This is a genomic window from Paraburkholderia graminis C4D1M (assembly GCF_000172415.1).
GTDB lineage: Bacteria > Pseudomonadota > Gammaproteobacteria > Burkholderiales > Burkholderiaceae > Paraburkholderia > Paraburkholderia graminis.
Genome location: NZ_ABLD01000017.1, coordinates 16,817 through 35,118 on the forward strand (window position 1 = coordinate 16,817; position 18,302 = coordinate 35,118).

General features: G+C 62.7%; 15 protein-coding genes. 10 read left to right on the forward strand and 5 right to left on the reverse strand.

Features of this window, described 5'->3' with window-relative positions; translation table 11 throughout:
• Positions 1-73: 73 nt before the first annotated feature.
• Positions 74-1,114, reverse strand: coding sequence for an integrase (locus BGRAMDRAFT_RS22865; RefSeq protein WP_006051214.1), 1,041 nt, complete (start codon positions 1,112-1,114; stop codon positions 74-76).
• Between the two features lie 438 nt (positions 1,115-1,552).
• Here BGRAMDRAFT_RS22865 and BGRAMDRAFT_RS22870 point away from each other — a divergent pair, with 438 nt between their 5' ends.
• Together BGRAMDRAFT_RS22870 and BGRAMDRAFT_RS22875 are read left to right on the forward strand one after the other, a co-directional pair.
• The gene (locus BGRAMDRAFT_RS22870) at positions 1,553-2,245 is read left to right on the forward strand and encodes a class I SAM-dependent methyltransferase (protein WP_232292340.1); all 693 of its coding nucleotides are present in this window, start codon (positions 1,553-1,555) and stop codon (positions 2,243-2,245) included.
• A gap of 339 nt (positions 2,246-2,584) precedes the next feature.
• Positions 2,585-2,992, forward strand: a complete 408-nt coding sequence (locus BGRAMDRAFT_RS22875; RefSeq protein WP_006051216.1) for a cupin domain-containing protein — start codon at positions 2,585-2,587, stop codon at positions 2,990-2,992.
• Between the two features lie 58 nt (positions 2,993-3,050).
• Here the strand turns inward: BGRAMDRAFT_RS22875 and BGRAMDRAFT_RS22880 are convergent, their stop codons facing one another.
• On the reverse strand, positions 3,051-3,923 hold the full coding sequence (locus BGRAMDRAFT_RS22880) for a hypothetical protein (RefSeq protein WP_006051217.1): 873 nt from the start codon (positions 3,921-3,923) through the stop codon (positions 3,051-3,053).
• Positions 3,924-4,069: 146 nt separating this feature from the next.
• A complete protein-coding gene (locus BGRAMDRAFT_RS22885) occupies positions 4,070-4,825 on the reverse strand; it encodes an SDR family oxidoreductase (RefSeq protein WP_006051218.1) in 756 nt (251 codons plus the stop codon).
• Positions 4,826-5,327: 502 nt separating this feature from the next.
• Here BGRAMDRAFT_RS22885 and BGRAMDRAFT_RS22890 point away from each other — a divergent pair.
• The 5 genes from BGRAMDRAFT_RS22890 to BGRAMDRAFT_RS22910 all read left to right on the forward strand — a co-directional run bounded on the left by BGRAMDRAFT_RS22890 (position 5,328) and on the right by BGRAMDRAFT_RS22910 (position 10,876).
• Positions 5,328-6,839, forward strand: coding sequence for a sugar ABC transporter ATP-binding protein (locus BGRAMDRAFT_RS22890; RefSeq protein ID WP_006051219.1), 1,512 nt, complete (start codon positions 5,328-5,330; stop codon positions 6,837-6,839).
• A 16-nt stretch (positions 6,840-6,855) separates the two neighbouring features.
• Positions 6,856-7,881 (forward strand): ABC transporter permease, encoded by a 1,026-nt coding sequence (locus tag BGRAMDRAFT_RS22895; protein ID WP_006051220.1) that lies wholly within the window; start codon positions 6,856-6,858, stop codon positions 7,879-7,881.
• 93 nt (positions 7,882-7,974) lie between these two features.
• Complete coding sequence (locus BGRAMDRAFT_RS22900; protein WP_006051221.1) at positions 7,975-8,916, forward strand: ABC transporter substrate-binding protein; 942 nt, start codon at positions 7,975-7,977, stop codon at positions 8,914-8,916.
• A gap of 54 nt (positions 8,917-8,970) precedes the next feature.
• A complete protein-coding gene (locus BGRAMDRAFT_RS22905; protein ID WP_044021750.1) occupies positions 8,971-10,269 on the forward strand; it encodes an L-fuconate dehydratase in 1,299 nt (432 codons plus the stop codon).
• Positions 10,270-10,369: 100 nt separating this feature from the next.
• Positions 10,370-10,876, forward strand: a complete 507-nt coding sequence (locus BGRAMDRAFT_RS22910) for a YgjP-like metallopeptidase domain-containing protein (RefSeq protein ID WP_006051223.1) — start codon at positions 10,370-10,372, stop codon at positions 10,874-10,876.
• A gap of 4 nt (positions 10,877-10,880) precedes the next feature.
• Here BGRAMDRAFT_RS22910 and BGRAMDRAFT_RS22915 read toward each other — a convergent pair whose 3' ends face one another.
• A complete protein-coding gene (locus tag BGRAMDRAFT_RS22915) occupies positions 10,881-13,229 on the reverse strand; it encodes an FdhF/YdeP family oxidoreductase (RefSeq protein ID WP_044021751.1) in 2,349 nt (782 codons plus the stop codon).
• A 165-nt stretch (positions 13,230-13,394) separates the two neighbouring features.
• Here BGRAMDRAFT_RS22915 and BGRAMDRAFT_RS22920 point away from each other — a divergent pair, with 165 nt between their 5' ends.
• A complete protein-coding gene (locus tag BGRAMDRAFT_RS22920) occupies positions 13,395-14,828 on the forward strand; it encodes an aminotransferase-like domain-containing protein (RefSeq protein ID WP_006051225.1) in 1,434 nt (477 codons plus the stop codon).
• 62 nt (positions 14,829-14,890) lie between these two features.
• The gene (locus tag BGRAMDRAFT_RS22925) at positions 14,891-15,220 is read left to right on the forward strand and encodes a helix-turn-helix domain-containing protein (protein ID WP_006051226.1); all 330 of its coding nucleotides are present in this window, start codon (positions 14,891-14,893) and stop codon (positions 15,218-15,220) included.
• Between the two features lie 24 nt (positions 15,221-15,244).
• On the opposite strand, the gene BGRAMDRAFT_RS22930 is transcribed toward BGRAMDRAFT_RS22925, so the two are convergent.
• Complete coding sequence (locus BGRAMDRAFT_RS22930; RefSeq protein WP_006051227.1) at positions 15,245-15,739, reverse strand: lysozyme inhibitor LprI family protein; 495 nt, start codon at positions 15,737-15,739, stop codon at positions 15,245-15,247.
• A 250-nt stretch (positions 15,740-15,989) separates the two neighbouring features.
• On the opposite strand from BGRAMDRAFT_RS22930, the gene BGRAMDRAFT_RS22935 reads away from it, so the two are divergent.
• Positions 15,990-18,287: a putative bifunctional diguanylate cyclase/phosphodiesterase gene (locus BGRAMDRAFT_RS22935; protein ID WP_006051228.1), complete on the forward strand. Its 2,298-nt coding sequence runs from the start codon at positions 15,990-15,992 to the stop codon at positions 18,285-18,287.
• The last annotated feature ends 15 nt before the right edge of the window (positions 18,288-18,302 follow it).

Below are 18,302 nucleotides of genomic sequence, written 5' to 3' on the forward strand. Positions count from 1 at the left end.
CAATGGCTCGGTAGGGTGGAAGAACTAGGCGAAAGACCCCCGCGAAGCGAGGGTTTGGGACGGTTACGCCGGATTACGCGCGTTTCGCTCGTAATTTGTCAGCAAGTTTTTGAACCTTCGGAGCGTAGTAAACGTTTTGAAGGATGTTGATGTCCTTGTGACCACTTACCTTGCTTAGTTCCATCACACTCAACACCTCAGACATGCGGGTCAGCGCCTCGCGGCGGGTGTCATGAAAATGTACGTCCTCGGCCCCGGCGCGAATCTTGGCCTTGCGGAAATTCCCATCAATCTGGTTCGCCGAGAGCCGGAACACCGAGTCATCAGGCTCGTCCTTGGCCTTCTCCATGGTGCGCAAGATTTCCTCCGCCCGCTCGGTGAGGGGCACGTCGCGCGGCGCACCATTTTTGGTCTTAGGGAGATGGACGTACTTCCCGTCAAAGTGGACGCAGGGCCACGCTAGGGTGCGGATCTCACCGGCGCGCATACCTGTCTCTAGCGCGAAGAGGAACGCGTACGCCACCCGTCGCGAGGTCGTGTCGGGCGGGTCACCTTCGACATGGCCCAAGGCGAGGAGCACGCGCTCGATGGCCTCCATGTCAACCCGTTGGGTGCGCGGCAGGGTGGCGGGTGGGCGTCGGACATCCGAAAGCGGGCTTTTCTCGATCCACTTCCACTCGCGACGCGCTGTGTGGAAAATGTTGGACAGCAGGTTCATCTCCCGCTCGACCGTGGAGTTGGATACGGGCGCAATCTTGCGCGCGGGGTCGCCCGAGAGGCGACGGTCGCGCCACAGACCCAGGTCGTTCGAGGTTAGGTCGACGAGCTTCTTGCGGGCGAGGTCCGGATTGTTTTCGAGAAAGAAAACGATGCGGCTCTGTTCCCATTTGACGCCGCCTTTCTTGTTCGATACGCGGACTGAATAGGTCTCGAAGGTCTCGCGCACCGTGTGCCAGTCTTCCATCCGGCCTGCTGTGGCGCCGTGAAGCTGGCGTTCGCGCTCGACGGCCCACTCCATCGCGAGCCGCTTCGTCGGGAAGGTCTTCTTCTGCCGCACGCCCTTATGCTTCACCTCGACGCGCCACTTGTTACCATGTTGTTCAAAACTTGCCATTGCAATCGCTCCAGAGTTCATGGGTCGATGCCGGGAAAGTGGGGTGAACAGCCCTGATTCGCGGACCAGATTTCGGCCCCCTGTGACTGACAGACTTGCCGGACGTTTGAAAAAATCCCAAACTGGTCCCCTTAAAGTGGTCCCCTGCCTTACCCAGTATAGGGCAGGCCATCCGGTCCCCGGCACCAGAGAACCAGGGCTTTCGGCTCGTGCGTCTGCGATTCAATTGACGCCGCCGCCACTTCAGCACTTCACCCATCTCCTCGCGGCGGATTCGCCCATACTCCTTACACAATCTTTCCTGTGTGGTAGAGTTTTCGCTGCGGTCGAAGCGATGCTCATCTGCAGCGAAGGCGATTAATTCATTAATTGAGAATCCGCGAGAGAGACTTATCGATCATGCATAACCTGAATTGGAAGAGCGAGACGGACTTCGAGATGGGTGGCTACATCTTGCGCATGAATTATGAGCACGGTGGCAGCAAATTGAAGTCGGAGCGAAATGAGTTCCTTCTCATGAAGGCAAAGAACTTCCTCGGGCACTACACATCGCTTCGTCCGGAAGAATGCCGAAAAGTGCTTGAATTAGGCGTTTATCAGGGCGGCTCCTTCGTCTTTCTGGATCAGCTTTTAAAGCCCGAAAAGATCTCGGCTCTCGAGTTATCGACTACTCCCATCCCCGCGCTCGATGAATACGTCGAGAAGAATGCCGGCCGCGCCAGGCTTTACTACGGGACGTCGCAAGACGACGTAGCTAAACTCCATCAAATCGTCGACGAAGATTTCGGCGGTGAACTGGACCTGGTGGTAGACGACGCTTCGCACTTTTACGAGCAGACGAAAACGTCGTTCAAGACGCTTTTCCCATTGGTTCGCCCTGGCGGTCTTTACATCATTGAAGATTGGAACTGGTCGTTTCAGGATGCATTTCAGGCATCCGATAATGGCTGGTTCCCCGTTCCGTCTCCGGCGAATCTGATGGTCGATCTGCTGGAAGACATGACCCGCAACCGCATGATTGCCGGGGTCGAAGTTCATCGCGAATTATGGAAGATTCGCAGATCAGACGTTAATACCGGCGAAGTCTTTGCATCGCAAGGACGCAGAGGGCGGTCGATAGGACTCTTGTGACAGCGATTCGCCGTGCCAACTGCTATTCGTTTGGCGCGGCTAAATCACAAACTCCGCACAAACCACCGCACAGAGCACCGCACAGAGCACCGCACTAACCGCCGATACGTTTCCCGCGTTGCCGGCGCCTGCTTGTGCCTGATTGGTGCCAGCCGGACAACACCGTGATCCCATCCGCGGGTCTACCGCGCCACACCACGTCGGCCTACGATGACTTCGTGGCGCTCATCGCCGCTCACGGCATCCGCCAGGCGCGAGCGTTCACCACAGCGTCCACTTCTTCCGTTCCTTGCCAACTTCGTCGCGCATGGGCAGGGCGCGCTATTTGAGAGGCACATCATGTTTTCACCAAAGAACACTGCAATCGCCATGCTCGTCGTCGCGGCTGCGCATGTCGGCGTGGCCGGTGCGGCGGCGCCCGAAGCCGTCGTGGCGCCGCTGATGGAAAAGGCGCTCGACGATTATCCCGGCAAGGAAGCGCTGATGATCACCGTGACCTATCCGCCGGGTTCCGTCGATCCCGTTCATCGGCATCATGCGCACGCCTTCGTCTATGTGCTGGAGGGATCGATTGTGATGCAGGTCAAGGGCGGCAAGGAAGTCACGCTCACGCCTGGGCAGACCTTCTACGAAGGGCCGAACGATGTCCATACCGTCGGGCGCAACGCGAGCCAGACGCAACCGGCGAAGTTCATCGTGCTTCTTCTGAAGGACAAGGGCGCGCCTGTTCTGGTGCCGGAGAAGTAAGCGCGTTCGTCATACGTCGATAGTCCAAATGTGCGAATCTGCGCAAACCGCTTCAGATTCACAGCGCACCAGCCAGCCACAGCGCGACGTTGACCGAATAGCGGTGAACGTCGCGCAACGCCTGCGGCTCGCTCTGCATCGTGTTTCCAGGAGGCTCGCTCACAAAGCTCGGGCAACCGAGTCGTGCATCCCAGTTGTAGTCCGCAAAATGATGAAAGGTACTTTGCGCGACTGCCGGACCTCCGCGGACCGAAGGTTCGAATGCGACTGCAAGATTGAAACTCTTGCCCGTTGCTTTGCTCTTGCCTCGTGCGATCACTCGGGCGGGTTCGTCCTCAGGAGCCTCGACGGCGCCTTCATGCGGATGTGCCGGCAGGAACCGGATTGCGCCGCCGGGAGAATCGGGGTCCGCCAACACGGGATGTGTGGGGCCCACGATCGTGATTTCCTGGAAGTCTCCGTTTCTGCCCGAGTGAAAATTGGGCCACGAGATGTGGGTCGAGAACGGGTCGTCGGCCACATGTCGCGATGGGTCGGGGTGCCGATTGCGCGTGTGAAAATGGTGCGCCTTGCCCACTCCGCCTAACGTGCACAGTGAACTGCCCACATCCATGTGATCCCTGGTGACCAGCAGGCCGCGGCCCGCGCGTCGGAATCGCGTGATTCCCTCGGAATCTTCCGAGGTTAGACCGTCGCCTTCGTCAACGGCAAACAACCACAACTCGTCGAACTCGCTCTCATCGAGACGCGAAAGAATCGGGTCCGGCTCCCCGAGCCGCTCGCGGTCGCGAGCAACGACATTGAAGGCCACGCGCCCTTCGGGATCTCGATACGTCCGCAGCAATTCCGCGAGGCGGCTGAATCGCGCAATCGACCAGTCGTTGCTGCTGGGCAGGATGGTCGTTTGAAGCAGGATCTGGATGGTACGCATGATGGTGAATGAGTATGTCGGGACGAGGCGACCAATCGTAGCGCGGAACTGGCCGCCAGGTAGGCGTTAGATGAAGGCGGCTCTGAAATGCGTGCGCCCGGGCGAGAGCCGCCCGGGCAGGATTCGACGCGCACGCCAGTAATGTTTCAGGCTCCGGCCTGCGAGTGACGCAGCCATTCGTCCAGGCCGATGCGGCCCAAGCGCGCGTCGCCCAACGGCACCAGCGACTGGTCGTCGACCAGGCCGCCGAAATATCGGGCCTCCGGGTCTCTCACGACCTCGCGCGGATCGCCGGCGGCCTTCAGATAGCGGGCGATGATTTCGTTGAACGGCGCTTTTTCCGGGCCGGCAATCTCGACGATGCCGTTGCGCGGCGCCGCAAGCGCCACGTCGGCCACGATCGCGGCAACGTCGTCAGCCGCGATGGGCTGAAACAGGCCGGGCGACACCCTGATGACGTTTCCATCCGCACCCGACTCGGCGATGCCGCCGAGGAACTCCAGGAACTGCGTCGAGCGGATCACGGTGTAGGGGATGCCGGATTTCACGATCAGCTTTTCCTGCGCGACCTTGGCGCGGAAATAGCCGTTCTCCGGCGTCCGCTCGATTCCGACGATGGAGAGCGCGACATGATGCTGGACGCCCGCCGCTGCCTCAGCCGCAAGAAGATTGCGGGTGGAAACCTCGAAGAACTCCAGCACGGCCTTGTCTTCGAACGACGGTGAATTGGCGAGGTCGATCACCACCTGCGCGCCGGCCACCGCTTCGTTGAGTCCGTCTCCGGTGATGCTGTTGATACCGCTTCTGGGCGACGCAGCGACGACCTCGTGGCCGTTCTCGCGCAGAATGGCGACAGCCTTCGAGCCGATCAGGCCGGTGCCTCCGATCACGACGATTTTCATGATTGCTGTCCTTTATCGATCACTCGACACCCCATTCGGGTTCGAATGCAGTTGAGGAAAGATCAGGGACGGTTCGCTGCCCTGAGCACGCGCTACGCTCGTTGAATCACACCACGATCATAGGCGGGCCCTGCCTGCTGCGGTAGGCATGCATGGAGACACATGGCGTTGCCGGCCGGGCACCAATCAGGGAACGGATCGGCATGGGATCACGACCGAACGAAACCTGTAGAAGCGGTGTTTGCGGAGGCAGGCTTGTCTGAAAATCCCAAACTCTGCACAAACGACCCCCGTAACCACTCCAGACACTCGGGAATGCCTGCACTTGAGCCGCTGCCTTCGCGCGTCGTAGAATCGTCGCACATCGGTTTGGGGGTCCAGCAATGTGCCTGGCTTCTCGTTGCGATTTAAGACGAACCACCGCGCGCCGTCCGGCGCTTTCGCGCTCCGCCTGCCGGGTTGAGGCGAGCGTTTGCCGTGCAGCCGTCGTCGGCGTCGCGCCATGACCCCGCTGATTTCCGTCAAAAAGCTCAGCAAGAGCTTTCCCGGCGTGCGGGCGCTTCACGACGTCCAGTTCGAACTGATGGCGGGCGAAGTCCACGCGCTGATGGGCGAGAACGGCGCCGGCAAATCGACGCTGATGAAAATCCTCGCCGGCGTGTACACGCGCGATTCCGGCGAAATCCTGGTTGGCGGCGAGCCGGCCGAATTCCTGAGCCCGCGCGACGCGCAAGCCGCGGGCGTCGGCATCATTCATCAGGAACTCCAACTGATGAATCACCTCACGGTCGCGCAGAACATCTTCATCGGCCGTGAGCCGCGCGGGCGGCTCGGCCTCTTTCTCGACGAAGACAAACTCAACATCGCGGCGCGCGAGATCCTGTCGCGCATGCATGTGAATCTCGATCCGCGCGCGATGGTCGGCGAGCTGACCGTGGCGAGCCAGCAGATGGTGGAGATCGCCAAGGCGTTGTCGTTCGACTCGCGCGTGCTCATCATGGACGAGCCCACGTCCGCGCTCAACGACGCCGAAATCGCCGAGCTGTTTCGCATCATCCGCGAACTGAAAGGGCGGGGCGTCGGCATCGTCTACATCTCGCACAAGATGGACGAACTGAAGCAGATCGCCGACCGCGTCACCGTGCTGCGCGACGGCGAATATGTGGCCACCGTCGACGCCACGAACACCACCGTCGAGGCGATCATCGGCATGATGGTCGGGCGCACCTTGAGCGCCGCAGCGCCCGCCGCGCGCGATGCGGCGCAAGGCGAGACCGCGCTCGAAGTCAGGCATCTGAATGCCGGGCCGCTCGTGCGCGATGTGAGCTTCACGTTGCGCCAGGGCGAGATACTCGGCTTTGCCGGTTTGATGGGCGCGGGCCGCACCGAGGTCGCGCGCGCGGTGTTCGGCGCGGACCCCGTCGAGTCCGGCGAAATCTTCGTGAAGGGCGCGAAAGCGTCGATTAAAAATCCAAGCGATGCGGTCGCGCACGGCATCGGCTATCTCTCCGAAGACCGCAAGCGCTTCGGGCTTGCAACGGGCATGGACGTCGAGTCGAACATCGTCATGTCGAACCTGCGCAATTTCCTGTCCCTCAACTTCTTTTTGCGCCGCGCGCGGATGCGCCGCCGCGCGAGTCATTTCATCAATCTGCTGGCGATCCGCACGCCCTCGGCGAGTCAGGAAGTGCGGCTCCTGTCCGGCGGCAACCAGCAGAAGATCGTCATCGCCAAGTGGCTGGAGCGCGACTGCGACGTGCTGTTCTTCGACGAACCCACGCGCGGCATCGATGTCGGCGCAAAAAGCGAGATCTACAAACTGCTGCGCAAGCTAGCGGACGAGGGCAAGGCGATCGTGATGATTTCGTCGGAGCTGCCGGAGATTCTGCGCATGAGCGACCGCATCGTCGTGATGTGCGAGGGCCGCATTACCGGCGAACTCAGCGCGAAAGAAGCGACGCAGGAGCGCATCATGCATCTGGCCACGCAGCGCCAAACCCTGAAAGCGGCGTGAGCCGCGAGAGGACGCTATGACAGTGCAATCCGATTCCTCCGCGCTCACCGGCGCGCGGCGCCTGAGCGGCCTGAAGGCCCGCATCTTCTCGCCGACGGCGTTGCAAAAGATGCTCGCCTTCGCGAGCCTCATTCTGCTGCTGGTGTTCTTCAGCTTCGCGTCGCCGGCATTCATGCAGATGGACAACATCCTCGGCATTCTGCAGGCGACGGCGGTCAACGGCGTGCTCGCCATTGCGTCGACCTTCGTCATCATCACGGGCGGCATCGATCTGTCGGTCGGCACGTTGATGACCTTCACGGCCGTAATTTGCGGCGTCTTTCTCACGTATTGGCATCTGCCGATGTGGCTCGGCGTGCTCGCGGCCATCGGCACGGGCGCGATCTGCGGGACGATCTCCGGCACGCTCACCGCGAAGATGAAAATCCCGCCGTTCATCGCGACGCTCGGCATGATGCTGCTGCTCAAGGGACTGTCGCTCGTGGTGTCGGCGGACAAGCCGATCTATTTCACCGACACCGAAAACTTCTACATGATTTCGCAGGACTCGCTGATCGGCTATTTCGTGCCGAGCCTGCCGATTCCGAACGCGGTGCTGATCCTCTTCTTCCTCGCGATCGCCAGCTCGATCACGCTCAATCGCACGGCGCTTGGCCGCTACACGTTCGCGCTCGGCAGCAACGAAGAGGCGGTGCGGCTGTCAGGCGTGAACGTCGACCGCTGGAAGATCGCCATTTATGGCCTTGGCGGCGCGATTTGCGGCATCGCGGGTCTGCTCATCGCGTCGCGTCTAAACTCGGCGCAGCCGGCGCTCGGCCAGGGCTACGAGCTCGAAGCGATCGCGGCGGTGGTGATCGGCGGCACGTCCCTGTCGGGCGGCTCGGGGACGATACTCGGCACCATCATCGGCGCATTCATCATGAGCGTGCTGACCAATGGCTTGCGCATCATGTCGGTCGCTCAGGAATGGCAGATCGTGGTGACGGGCCTCATCATCATTCTCGCGGTCTACGCCGACATCCTGCGGCGCAGAAAACGCTGAACTCGCGCCGGACAATATCAACAAGGGAGGCGCGATAACGCTTCCCCGACGACTGTAGAAGAAGAAGGTCCACACCTTAGGAGGAGAGAGTCCATGTTGAATCGGAAAGCATTCGGCGTCGTGGTCGGCTTGAGCGCGCTCATCGGCGGGGCGAATCTCGCTCATGCCGACGACGTTTATATCCCGCTCATTTCGAAGGGTTTCCAGCATCAGTTCTGGCAGGCCGTCAAAGCCGGCGCGGAGCAGGGCGCGAAGGAACACAAGGTCAGAATCACGTTCGAAGGCCCGGAAACCGAGGCGATGGTCGACAAGCAGATCGACATGCTGTCGGCCGCGCTCGCGAAAAAACCGCAAGCCATCGGCATTGCCGCGCTCGATAGCAAGGCGGCCATTCCGCTCCTGAGACGCGCGCAGTCGGCGAAGATTCCGGTGATCGCATTCGACTCCGGCGTGGACAGCGACATCCCGCTCACGACCTGCTCGACCGACAATCTCGCCGCCGCCGCGCTCGCCGCCGACAAGATGGCCGACGCCATCGGCAATGCGGGCGATGTCGGCGTGATCGTGCACGATCAGACGAGCCGCACGGGCATCGACCGGCGCGACGGCTTCGTGAACCAGATGAAGAGCAAGCATCCGAACGTGAAGATCGTGTCCGTGCAATACGGCGGCGGCGACCACCTGAAGTCCGCGGAAATCGCCAAGGCGATGATTCAGGCGAACCCGAACCTGAAGGGCATTTTCGGCGCGAACGAAGGCTCCGCGGAAGGCGCGGCAATCGGCGTCAAGGAGTCGGGCAAGAAGCTCGTGCTGATCGGCTACGACTCGGGCAAGGAGCAGAAGGACGACATCAACTCAGGGCTGATGGCGGGCGCGATCACGCAGAACCCGATCGGCATCGGCAAATGCGTGGTGGATTCCGCGGTCAAGGCGCTCAAAGGCGAAAAGCTGCCGAAGAAAGTCGACACCGGCTTTTACTGGTACGACAAGAGCAACATGAACGATCCAAAGATCGCGGCGGTGCTCTACGATTGATCGTCGCCCGAATGCAGCCGTCGAGGAGCGTGTGACATGACCACCAGCACCACGATCACTACCATCACCCGGCTGTCGGTGCGGGACATTCGCTTTCCGACCTCGCGCTCGCTCGACGGCTCCGACGCAATGAACGCCGCGCCCGATTATTCGGCCACTTACGTGACGCTCGAAACGGACGCGCCGCAAGCGCTCGTGGGTCATGGCCTGACGTTCACGATCGGGCGCGGCAATGAAATCTGCGTGAGGGCGGTGGAGGCGCTCGCGCCGCTCGTCGTCGGTAAAACGCTCGAGGACATTGCCGCGAACATGGGCGCGTTCTGGCGCGCACTGACGTCGGACAGCCAGTTGCGCTGGATCGGTCCGGACAAGGGCGCGATCCATCTGGCCACCGCGGCGGTCGTCAATGCCGTGTGGGACCTGTGGGCGAAAGCGGAAGGCAAGCCGGTGTGGAAGCTGCTCGTCGACATGAGCCCCGAAGAACTCGTGCGCTGTCTCGACTTTCGCTATGTGACCGACGTCATCACGCCGCACGAAGCGATCGCGATGCTGCATCGTCACGCGGCGACCAAGGCCGTGCGCGAGAAGGAAATGCTCGCGCAAGGCTACCCGGCTTACACGACCTCGGCGGGCTGGCTCGGCTACGACGACGACAAGATTCGCCGCCTCGCGCGCGAAGGCGTCGCGCAGGGCTGGACGCATTTCAAGCAGAAGGTCGGCGGCAATCTGGATGAAGACATGCGCCGCGCCCGCATTTTGCGCGAGGAAATCGGCCCCGGCCGCAAGCTGATGATGGACGCGAACCAGGTGTGGGACGTCGATGAAGCCATTGCCAACATGCGGCATCTCGCGCAATTCGATCCGTGGTGGATCGAGGAGCCGACGAGCCCCGACGACATTCTCGGTCACGCGGCGATTCGCGCGCGGCTCGCACCGATCGGCGTGGCGACCGGCGAGCACTGTCATAACCGCGTGATGTTCAAGCAGTTGCTGCAGGCGCATGCGATCGACTTTTGCCAGGTCGACAGTTGCCGGCTGGGCGGTCTGAACGAAGTGATCGTCGTGCTGCTGATGGCGGCGAAGTTCGGCGTGCCGGTGTGTCCGCACGCGGGCGGCGTCGGTTTATGCGAGTACGTCCAGCATATTTCGCTGTTCGACTATATTTGCGTGTCGGCGTCGCTGGAGAACCGCGTGCTCGAATACGTGGATCATTTGCACGAGCATTTCGTCGATCCTGTCGTGATCCGCAACGGCCGTTATATGCCGCCGCAGCGTCCGGGCTACAGCATCGAGATTCACGCGGACTCGCTCGATCAGCATGATTTTCCTGGCGGCGCCGCCTGGCGCATCTGATGCACGCGAGGCAAGCGAAGAGACGGCCGTGTAAACTCGCCGTTTAGCGACCTGCTTGCGAAGTATTCGACACGCAGGCCGCCCACGCCAGGCCACGACCATGCATCATCATTTGAAATACCTGAGCGGCTATCCGCCCGCGCTGCTCGACAAAGTCAACAAGCTCATCGCCGACGATCAACTGGGCGCATACCTCGCTGCCCGTTATCCGAACACGCACGACGTGCAAACCGACCGCGCGCTCTACACGTATTGCGCGGAATTGAAGCGCGAGCATCTGCGCAGCGCGGAGCAGATCGACAAGGTCACGTACGACAGCAAGCTCGACGTGATGCGCCACGCGTTGGGCCTGCACACGAGCATCTCGCGTGTGCAGGGCGGCAAGCTGAAGGCGAAGAAGGAAATCCGCATCGCGTCGTTATTCAAAAACGCGGCGCCGGAGTTTCTGAAGATGATCGTGGTGCACGAACTCGCGCATCTGAAGGAAAGCGATCACAACAAGGCGTTTTACCGCCTCTGCGAGTTCATGCAGCCGGGCTACCATCAGTTCGAATTCGATCTGCGGCTTCACCTCACGCATCGCGCGTTGGCGAAGGCGCAGACCTGATGCGTCAGGCCGCGACGGCCTCGAGCGCCGACGCCTTCAACAACACGGGAATCGACTTCGAAGTCGGCGTGCCCGCGCCGTCCGCAACCGACGACAGCGGCACGAGCGGATTCGTCTCCGGATAATAAGCGCCGAGGCAGCCGCGCGGAATGTCGTATTCGACCAGCAAAAAGCCATCCGCGTGACGCTCGATGCCGTCGGCCCACACGCTCGTGATGTCCACGCGCTGTCCGGCCGCGAAACCCAGCATCGCGATGTCGTCCTTGTTGGCGAACAGCACGCGCCGCTGTCCGTATACGCCGCGATAACGGTCGTCGAGCCCGTAAATCGTCGTGTTGTACTGATCGTGCGAACGCGTCGTCATCAGCGTCATCAGGCGCTCGCCATGCTGCTCGCGCGCGCGATGAATCGGCGTGTCGAGCGCGATGGCATGCACGAGGAACTGCGCCTTGCCGCTCGGCGTTTTCCAGATCCGTTCACGCGATGCGACGCCGAGATGGAAGCCGCCCGGACGCTTCAGACGCTCGTTGTAATCGTCAAAGCCGTCGATCACTTTCGCGATGCCGTCGCGAATCAGCGCGTAGTCCGCGGCATGCGCGAGCCAGTCGACCTTGTGGCTGCCGATCGTCGCGTGCGCCATGCGCGCGACGATCGCGATTTCGGAGAGCAGATTTTCTGAAGCCGGCTTATTCATGCCGTACGAGATGTGCACCATGCTCATCGAATCCTCGACGCTCACGCCTTGCGCGACGCCGTTCTGCAAGTCGATCTCGGTGCGGCCGAGCGTCGGCAGAATCAGCGCATCGCGGCCATGCACGAGATGGCTGCGGTTCAGCTTCGTCGTGATGTGCACGGTGAGATCGCACGAACGCATCGCTTCCCACGTGCGCGGCGTGTCCGGCGTCGCAATCGAGAAGTTGCCGCCGAGCCCGATAAACACCTTCACCTTGCGATCGAGCATCGCCTGAATCGTGTTCACGACGTCGAGCCCATGCTCGCGCGGCGGCTCGAAACCGTACACCTCGCCGAGCCGGTCGAGAAACGCCTGCGTGGGCTTTTCCTCGATGCCGACAGTGCGGTCGCCCTGCACGTTCGAATGGCCGCGCACCGGGCAGAGCCCCGCGCCGCGCCGGCCGATATTGCCGCGCATCATCATCAGGTTCGACAGCAGTTGCACTGTCGCCACCGAATTCTTGTGCTGCGTGAGACCCATGCCCCACGTCGAAATCACTGCGCGGCCTTTCGCATAGATGTCGGCGAGCTTCAGCACATCTTCGTAAGGCACGCCCGATTCGGCGACGATGGTGTCCCAGCGCTCGGCGCGCAGGTCTTGTGCGAACGCCTCGAAGCCGACCGTGTGTTCGGCGAGGAACGCAACGTCGAGCACGCGAGCCAGACCGGACGCCTGCGCTTCGTCATCGAGTTCGATCACGCGCTTGGCCACGCCCTTGATGAGCGCGAAGTCGCCGCCGACCTTCGGGCGGATAAACACCGAGCTGATTTTCGTGCTGCCCATCGTCAGCATTTCCACCGGATGCTGCGGGCTCGCGAAACGCTCCAGCCCGCGCTCCTTCAGCGGATTGATCGACACGATGGTCGCGCCGCGCTTTGCGCACTCGCGCAGTTCGCCGAGCATCCGCGGATGGTTGGTCGCCGGGTTCTGGCCGAAGATCAGCAGCGTGTCCGCGTGTTCGAAGTCGTCGAGCGTGACCGTGCCTTTGCCGATGCCGACCGTGTGCGGCAAGCCGCGGCTCGTCGCTTCGTGGCACATGTTCGAGCAGTCGGGGAAATTGTTGGTGCCGTACATGCGCACGAACAACTGGTAGAGAAACGCAGCTTCGTTGCTTGCGCGGCCCGACGTGTAGAACGCGGCCTGGTCCGGATCGTCAAGGCGCTTCAGATGGCTCGCGATCAGATCGAATGCTTCGTCCCAGCCGATCGGCACGTAGCGGTCGCTCATCGCGTCGTAGACGAGCGGGTCGGTCAGGCGGCCGTGCTGTTCGAGCTCGAAGTCGGACTGCGTCATGAGTTCGGCGACCGTATGCTCCGTGAAGAACGCGGGCGTCACGCGCTTGCTGGTCGCCTCGGCGGCGACCGCCTTCACGCCGTTCTCGCAGAACTCGAACGTGGACGCATGCTCGCGGTCGGGCCACGCGCAGCCGGGGCAGTCGAAGCCGTCCGGCTGATTCTGCTTGAGCAGCGTGCGGTAATTGCCGCCCGTGACCTTTTCCTTGATCAGGTTGATGGCGACGTACTTGAGCGCGCCCCAGCCGGCCGCCGGGTGCGTGTACGGCTCGATGCGGGCGCCGCTGGTGTCGGCGCCTGATTTATTGCGGATGTCGGTGTTCTTCATGATGTTGCCGCGCGTGGTCTTGTCATGGCTTTTCGGCCGATGTTCCAAGACTACTGTGTTCCAATCGCAGTGCAGCATACAGAAAAACAAAAAGGGAAGGGATACAGTTCTTGCGTTTTGTCATAGACTGGCGCGCGAGATATCCGTTTTCCTTGAGCCACGTCCTTGAAACTCTACGAAAAGCTCGCCGACGAAATCACCCAGTCCGTGCGCCGCGGCGTCTTCGCGGCGGGCGAGCGGATTCCGTCCGTGCGGCAGGCGAGCCAGCAGCATGGCGTGAGCATCAAGACGGTGCTGCATGCGTATGCGTTGCTGGAAAGCCGGGGCATCGTCGAAACGCGTCCGCAGTCCGGTTATTTCGTGCGCGAAGCGGCGCTGAATGCGTTCCGCCCCGAGACGCGGCGCGGGGACAGCAAAGCCGCGCCGCCCGTTGCCCCGGTTGCCGCCGAGGTCGACGTGAGCCGTCTCGTGCTCTCCACGCTGCGCAGCATCCGCGCGCACGACGCCGTGCCGTTCGGCTCACCATATCCCGACCCGTCGCTGTTTCCGTGGCGGCGCATCAATCAGTATGCGAACGCGATTGCGCGCCGTCAGGCGAGCTGGAATCTGATCGACGATCTGCCGCCCGGCAACCCCGAACTGATCCGGCAGATTGCGCGCCGTTATGCCGAGAACGGCATGCCCGTCGATCCCGGCGAGATCGTCATCACGCTCGGCGCCACCGAGGCAATCAACCTCAGCCTGCAGGCGATCGCCAAACCGGGCGACACGGTGGCCGTCGAATCGCCGACTTACTACGCGATGCTGCACGCCATCGAGCGGCTCGGCATGCGCGCGATCGAGGTGGCGACGCATCCCGTCGACGGCATCGACATCGACGCGCTCGCGCAGGTGATCGCAAGACAGAAGATCGCCGCCTGCATGGTGATGCCGAACTTCCAGAATCCGCTCGGTTTTCAGATGCCGGACGCGCGCAAGCGGCAACTCGTCGAACTGCTCGCCGCGCACCAGATTCCGGTCATCGAAAACGATGTGTATCAGGAGCTGTATTTCGGCGAGTCGCGGCCGTCCACATTGAAGAGCTTCGACACGCAGGGGCTCGTGCTGCATTGCGCGTCGTTCTCTAAAAGCCTGACGGCGTCGTACCGGATAGGCTGGGCGCTGCCGGGCCGTTATCGCGCGCAGGTCGAGAAGCTCAAGTTTCTGAATACGCTGACGACACCTTCGGTGCCGCAGGTCGCCGTCGCCGATTATTTGCGGCAGGACGGCTACGACCGGCATCTGCGGCATGTGCGCAAGGTTTATCGGCAGCAGGCGAGCATCATGAGCGCGATGGTGCAGCGGTTCTTTCCGGCGGGCACGCGCATCTCCGCGCCGCAAGGCGGCTATGTGCTGTGGGTGGAGTTGCCCGAGCGCGTCGATTCGATGAAGCTGTATCGGGCGGCGCTCGCGCGCGGCATCACGGTCGGGCCCGGCATGATGTTTTCGACGCGCAACGATTTTCGCCATTTCATCCGGCTCAACTACAGCTATCCGTGGACGGCTGACAGCGAGGCGGCGTTAAAGACACTCGGCGAACTGATCACGCAGATGACGTGAAGCGCCGGCATCGCTCGCACGAAAAGCAAGGCGGCCGGCGGATAAAACACAAGGAGACATGAATGGACGAAGAGGGAATCGATCCGGTGCTGCTCGCCGTGCTCGCGCAGCTTTGGCGCGCGCAAAGTGAACGGCCCGCGCGGCAGACGCCGGGCGGCTCGTGGTCGCTCGCGAGGCTGTCGAAGCAGGCGAACGTGCCGATGAGCGCGCTGCGGCGGCAGTTGACGGCGCTCGTTGACAGCGGCCTCGTGGAGACGATGTTCGATGAGGAGGGCGCCGGCACTGCGCGTCTTACGGAGACCGGCCGCGAGTTGTGCGCGGAGCTGTTCGGCGAGAGCGGAGCCGCGGAAGATGCCGCGCCTGATCCAGACACGCCGCCGAGCCTTCACTGAAGCGACGCACGGCGCAGCGCATGACTACGTTCGTCCCAACATCGCGACGCCGCAGAACCAGTCGCCGCCATGCGGCGTCTGGTGGTTCCACTGGCTGCCGTTCTGCTTGATGACGCTCGCGCACTGCTCGCCGATCACGATGCCGGGATGCGCGGCCGTGCATTGAAGCATCGTGGGATCGACGCTCGAAGCACCCATCCGCACACTCGCAATCACCTGCTCCAGTTCGCCGATACGCGCCGCGTACCACGTCCCCAAACACTCGGCGTCGCGGCAATTCGCCTCGCGCCACGCCCACTTGCTGTCGCTGTCGGCGATGAAGCCGCGCCGGTCGCTCACCGTGCGCCGCGCTTTCCAGTAGAGTCGGCCCAACGTATCGTCGAGGCGCGACAGCGCGGGATCGTTGCAGATGATCTTTTCGGCGAGCGAGCGTCCCTTGCTGCAATCGAAGCTCGCGGCTTGAGCGGACGGATGCGCGATCAGCAGCGCGGCGATCAGAAGAGGGCGGACGATTTTCATGACGGTTCACGCGATGCAGGGTTTCTCATGCAACGGATGATCGTCCGATCGCGCGTCATGCGGACGCCGGAAAAAGCAGCGGTTAGCGCAAGTGATTACCAGATATTGCCTTGCGCGACGCGTGCGGCGCCGCGATAGTGGAAGACACGGCAAATCGAAGCGCCACCTGCGGAAATCCTGTGCATTCGACGGGTATACCCTGGTGCGCTGCTTACACAATCTTGCCGATGTTGGGTAGGGGGGCGCATATATGAACCGCGAAGCGACATCACGCATGGAGGCAGGAGCGACGCCCGATAGTTGCCGATACCGGCCGGATCTGGCCGAAGAGGTGCTGGCGTCGGAGCGCAGCGTATTGCGGCTCATCACCCGCAATACGCCATTGCCGGAATTACTGGACGAGGTGTGTCACCGCGCGGAAGCGCTGCTCGGTTCGGGCGCGGCATGCTCGATCCTGTTGCTCGACGAAGACGGCCTGCATGTGCGGATGGGCGGCGCGCCGTCGCTGCCCGCGCACTTCAGCGCGGCAATCGACGGTGTCGCGATCGGCCCGTGCGCGGGCTCGTGCGGCACGGCCATGTACGAGCGGCGGCTCGTGGTCGTCGAGGACATTGAGACGGACCCGCTGTGGGCGGACTTCCGCGCGCTCGCGTTGCCGCTCGGCCTGCGTGCGTGCTGGTCGGTGCCGTTCGAAAACGACGCGGGCGCCGTGCTCGGCGCGTTCGCCGTCTATCATCGCGAGCCGCGCCGGCCGACCGCTCAGGAAGAGACGATGCTGCGCGACATCGGCCGCAGCGTCGGGCTCGCCGTGCATCAGGACGCGATGGCGCAACGTCTCGCGAACAGCGAGGAGCATCACCGGCTCGTCGTCGATCATCTGATCGAAGGCATCGTCGTGCAGTCGCGCGAGGGCGTCGTGCTCGCCTGCAATCCGAGCGCGCAGCGCATGCTGCGCACCGGGCCGCAAATCGTCGGGCGCAGCATTCGCACGGTGATGGTGCGCGGCTTTCACGAGGACGGCTCGCCCGTGAAGGAAGATGAGCGGCCCACCAGCCAGGTGCTCGCGACCGGCAAGCCGATGCTCGGCGTCACGCTCGCCGTCGAACTGGTGAGCGGCGAAGTCATCTGGATCACCGAGAACGTGGTGCCGATCCTGAAGCCGGGCCAAAGCAAGCCCGACTCCGTGCTGATTTCCTTCACCGATATTGGCCCCGTGCGCGAGGCGCAGCGCCAGCTCAAATTCCTCGCGACCCGCGATTCGCTCACCGGCCTCTACAACCGCGCGTATCTGACCGAGCGGATGAACAGCCTGTTCGCGCCTGGTGCGCCGAACGGCAGCGGCGAATTCGCGAACGTCGCGGTGCTGTTCGTCGATCTCGACGGTTTCAAGAAGGTCAACGACACGGCCGGTCACGAGGCCGGCGACGCGTTGCTGAAGAGCGTCGCGCAGCGGCTCGCCGGCTGCGTCGGCCCCGACGACACGCTCGCGCGCGTGGGCGGCGACGAGTTCGTGATCGTGGTCGGCGCGAGCGATTGCAGCGACCGGCTGATCGCGCTCGCCCGTCATATCCTCGACGAAATCGCGGTGCCGTTCGCGGTGGCGGACAACGAGTACTACCTGGGCGCGTCGATTGGCATCAGCCGCTTTCCCGAAGACGGCCAGGATGCGCCGACGCTGATGCGCAACGCCGACTCGGCCATGTATCACGCGAAGCAGCGCGGCCGCAACAATTTCCAGTTCTTCACCGCCGAGCTCAATCAGCAACTGCAGCGCCGCTTTGTGATCGAGCAGTCGCTGCGGCGCGCGCTCGCCGGCGGCGAACTGAGCCTCGTGTATCAGCCGATCGTCGATAGCCACGCGGGCCGCACCATCGGCGCCGAGGCGCTCCTGCGCTGGTACAACAGCGAGCTCGGCAACGTGTCGCCTGCCGAGTTCATTCCAGTCGCGGAAGACGCGGGCCTGATCGCCGAGATCGGCGAATGGGTGCTCGCGCACGCGTGCGAGCAGGCCGCGCGCTGGCGGCGCACGCTCGCGCCCGACCTGATCGTCGCGGTGAACCTGTCGCCGCGCCAGTTCAACGACGGCCTCGTCGAGCGGATCAGGCGCTGTCTCGACCAGTCCGGGCTCGACCCGGCGGCGCTCGAACTCGAAATCACCGAGCGGCTTCTGATGAGCGACAGCGACACCGTGCTGCCGATGTTGCAGACACTGAGCGCGACGGGCGTGCGTATTTCCGTCGACGATTTCGGCACCGGCTATTCGTCGCTGTCGTATCTGAAGCGCTTTCCGCTGCATAACCTGAAGATCGACCGGTCGTTCGTCGCGGGCTTGCCGGATCATCGCGATTCGATTGCGATCACGCAGGCGGTGGTGGCGATGGCGCATTCGCTCGGCATGAACGTCACCGCGGAAGGCGTGGAAACGCCCGAGCAGGCGGCGTTTCTGCGCTCGATCGATTGCGACAAGCAGCAGGGCTATCTGTACAGCCGGCCGGTCGGCGCGAGCGCTTATGCGCGGGCGTTGGCGGATGCGTATGCGGCGACGTGAGAGGTGACAAGCGCG

Coding starts and splice junctions, on each gene's coding strand:
- BGRAMDRAFT_RS22865 (WP_006051214.1), bottom strand. CDS start 1,114: ATGGCAAGTTTTGAACAACATGGTAACAAGTGGCGCGTCGAGGTGAAG.
- BGRAMDRAFT_RS22870 (WP_232292340.1), top strand. CDS start 1,553: ATGGGTGGCTACATCTTGCGCATGAATTATGAGCACGGTGGCAGCAAA.
- BGRAMDRAFT_RS22875 (WP_006051216.1), top strand. CDS start 2,585: ATGTTTTCACCAAAGAACACTGCAATCGCCATGCTCGTCGTCGCGGCT.
- BGRAMDRAFT_RS22880 (WP_006051217.1), bottom strand. CDS start 3,923: ATGCGTACCATCCAGATCCTGCTTCAAACGACCATCCTGCCCAGCAGC.
- BGRAMDRAFT_RS22885 (WP_006051218.1), bottom strand. CDS start 4,825: ATGAAAATCGTCGTGATCGGAGGCACCGGCCTGATCGGCTCGAAGGCT.
- BGRAMDRAFT_RS22890 (WP_006051219.1), top strand. CDS start 5,328: ATGACCCCGCTGATTTCCGTCAAAAAGCTCAGCAAGAGCTTTCCCGGC.
- BGRAMDRAFT_RS22895 (WP_006051220.1), top strand. CDS start 6,856: ATGACAGTGCAATCCGATTCCTCCGCGCTCACCGGCGCGCGGCGCCTG.
- BGRAMDRAFT_RS22900 (WP_006051221.1), top strand. CDS start 7,975: ATGTTGAATCGGAAAGCATTCGGCGTCGTGGTCGGCTTGAGCGCGCTC.
- BGRAMDRAFT_RS22910 (WP_006051223.1), top strand. CDS start 10,370: ATGCATCATCATTTGAAATACCTGAGCGGCTATCCGCCCGCGCTGCTC.
- BGRAMDRAFT_RS22915 (WP_044021751.1), bottom strand. CDS start 13,229: ATGAAGAACACCGACATCCGCAATAAATCAGGCGCCGACACCAGCGGC.
- BGRAMDRAFT_RS22925 (WP_006051226.1), top strand. CDS start 14,891: ATGGACGAAGAGGGAATCGATCCGGTGCTGCTCGCCGTGCTCGCGCAG.
- BGRAMDRAFT_RS22930 (WP_006051227.1), bottom strand. CDS start 15,739: ATGAAAATCGTCCGCCCTCTTCTGATCGCCGCGCTGCTGATCGCGCAT.
- BGRAMDRAFT_RS22935 (WP_006051228.1), top strand. CDS start 15,990: ATGAACCGCGAAGCGACATCACGCATGGAGGCAGGAGCGACGCCCGAT.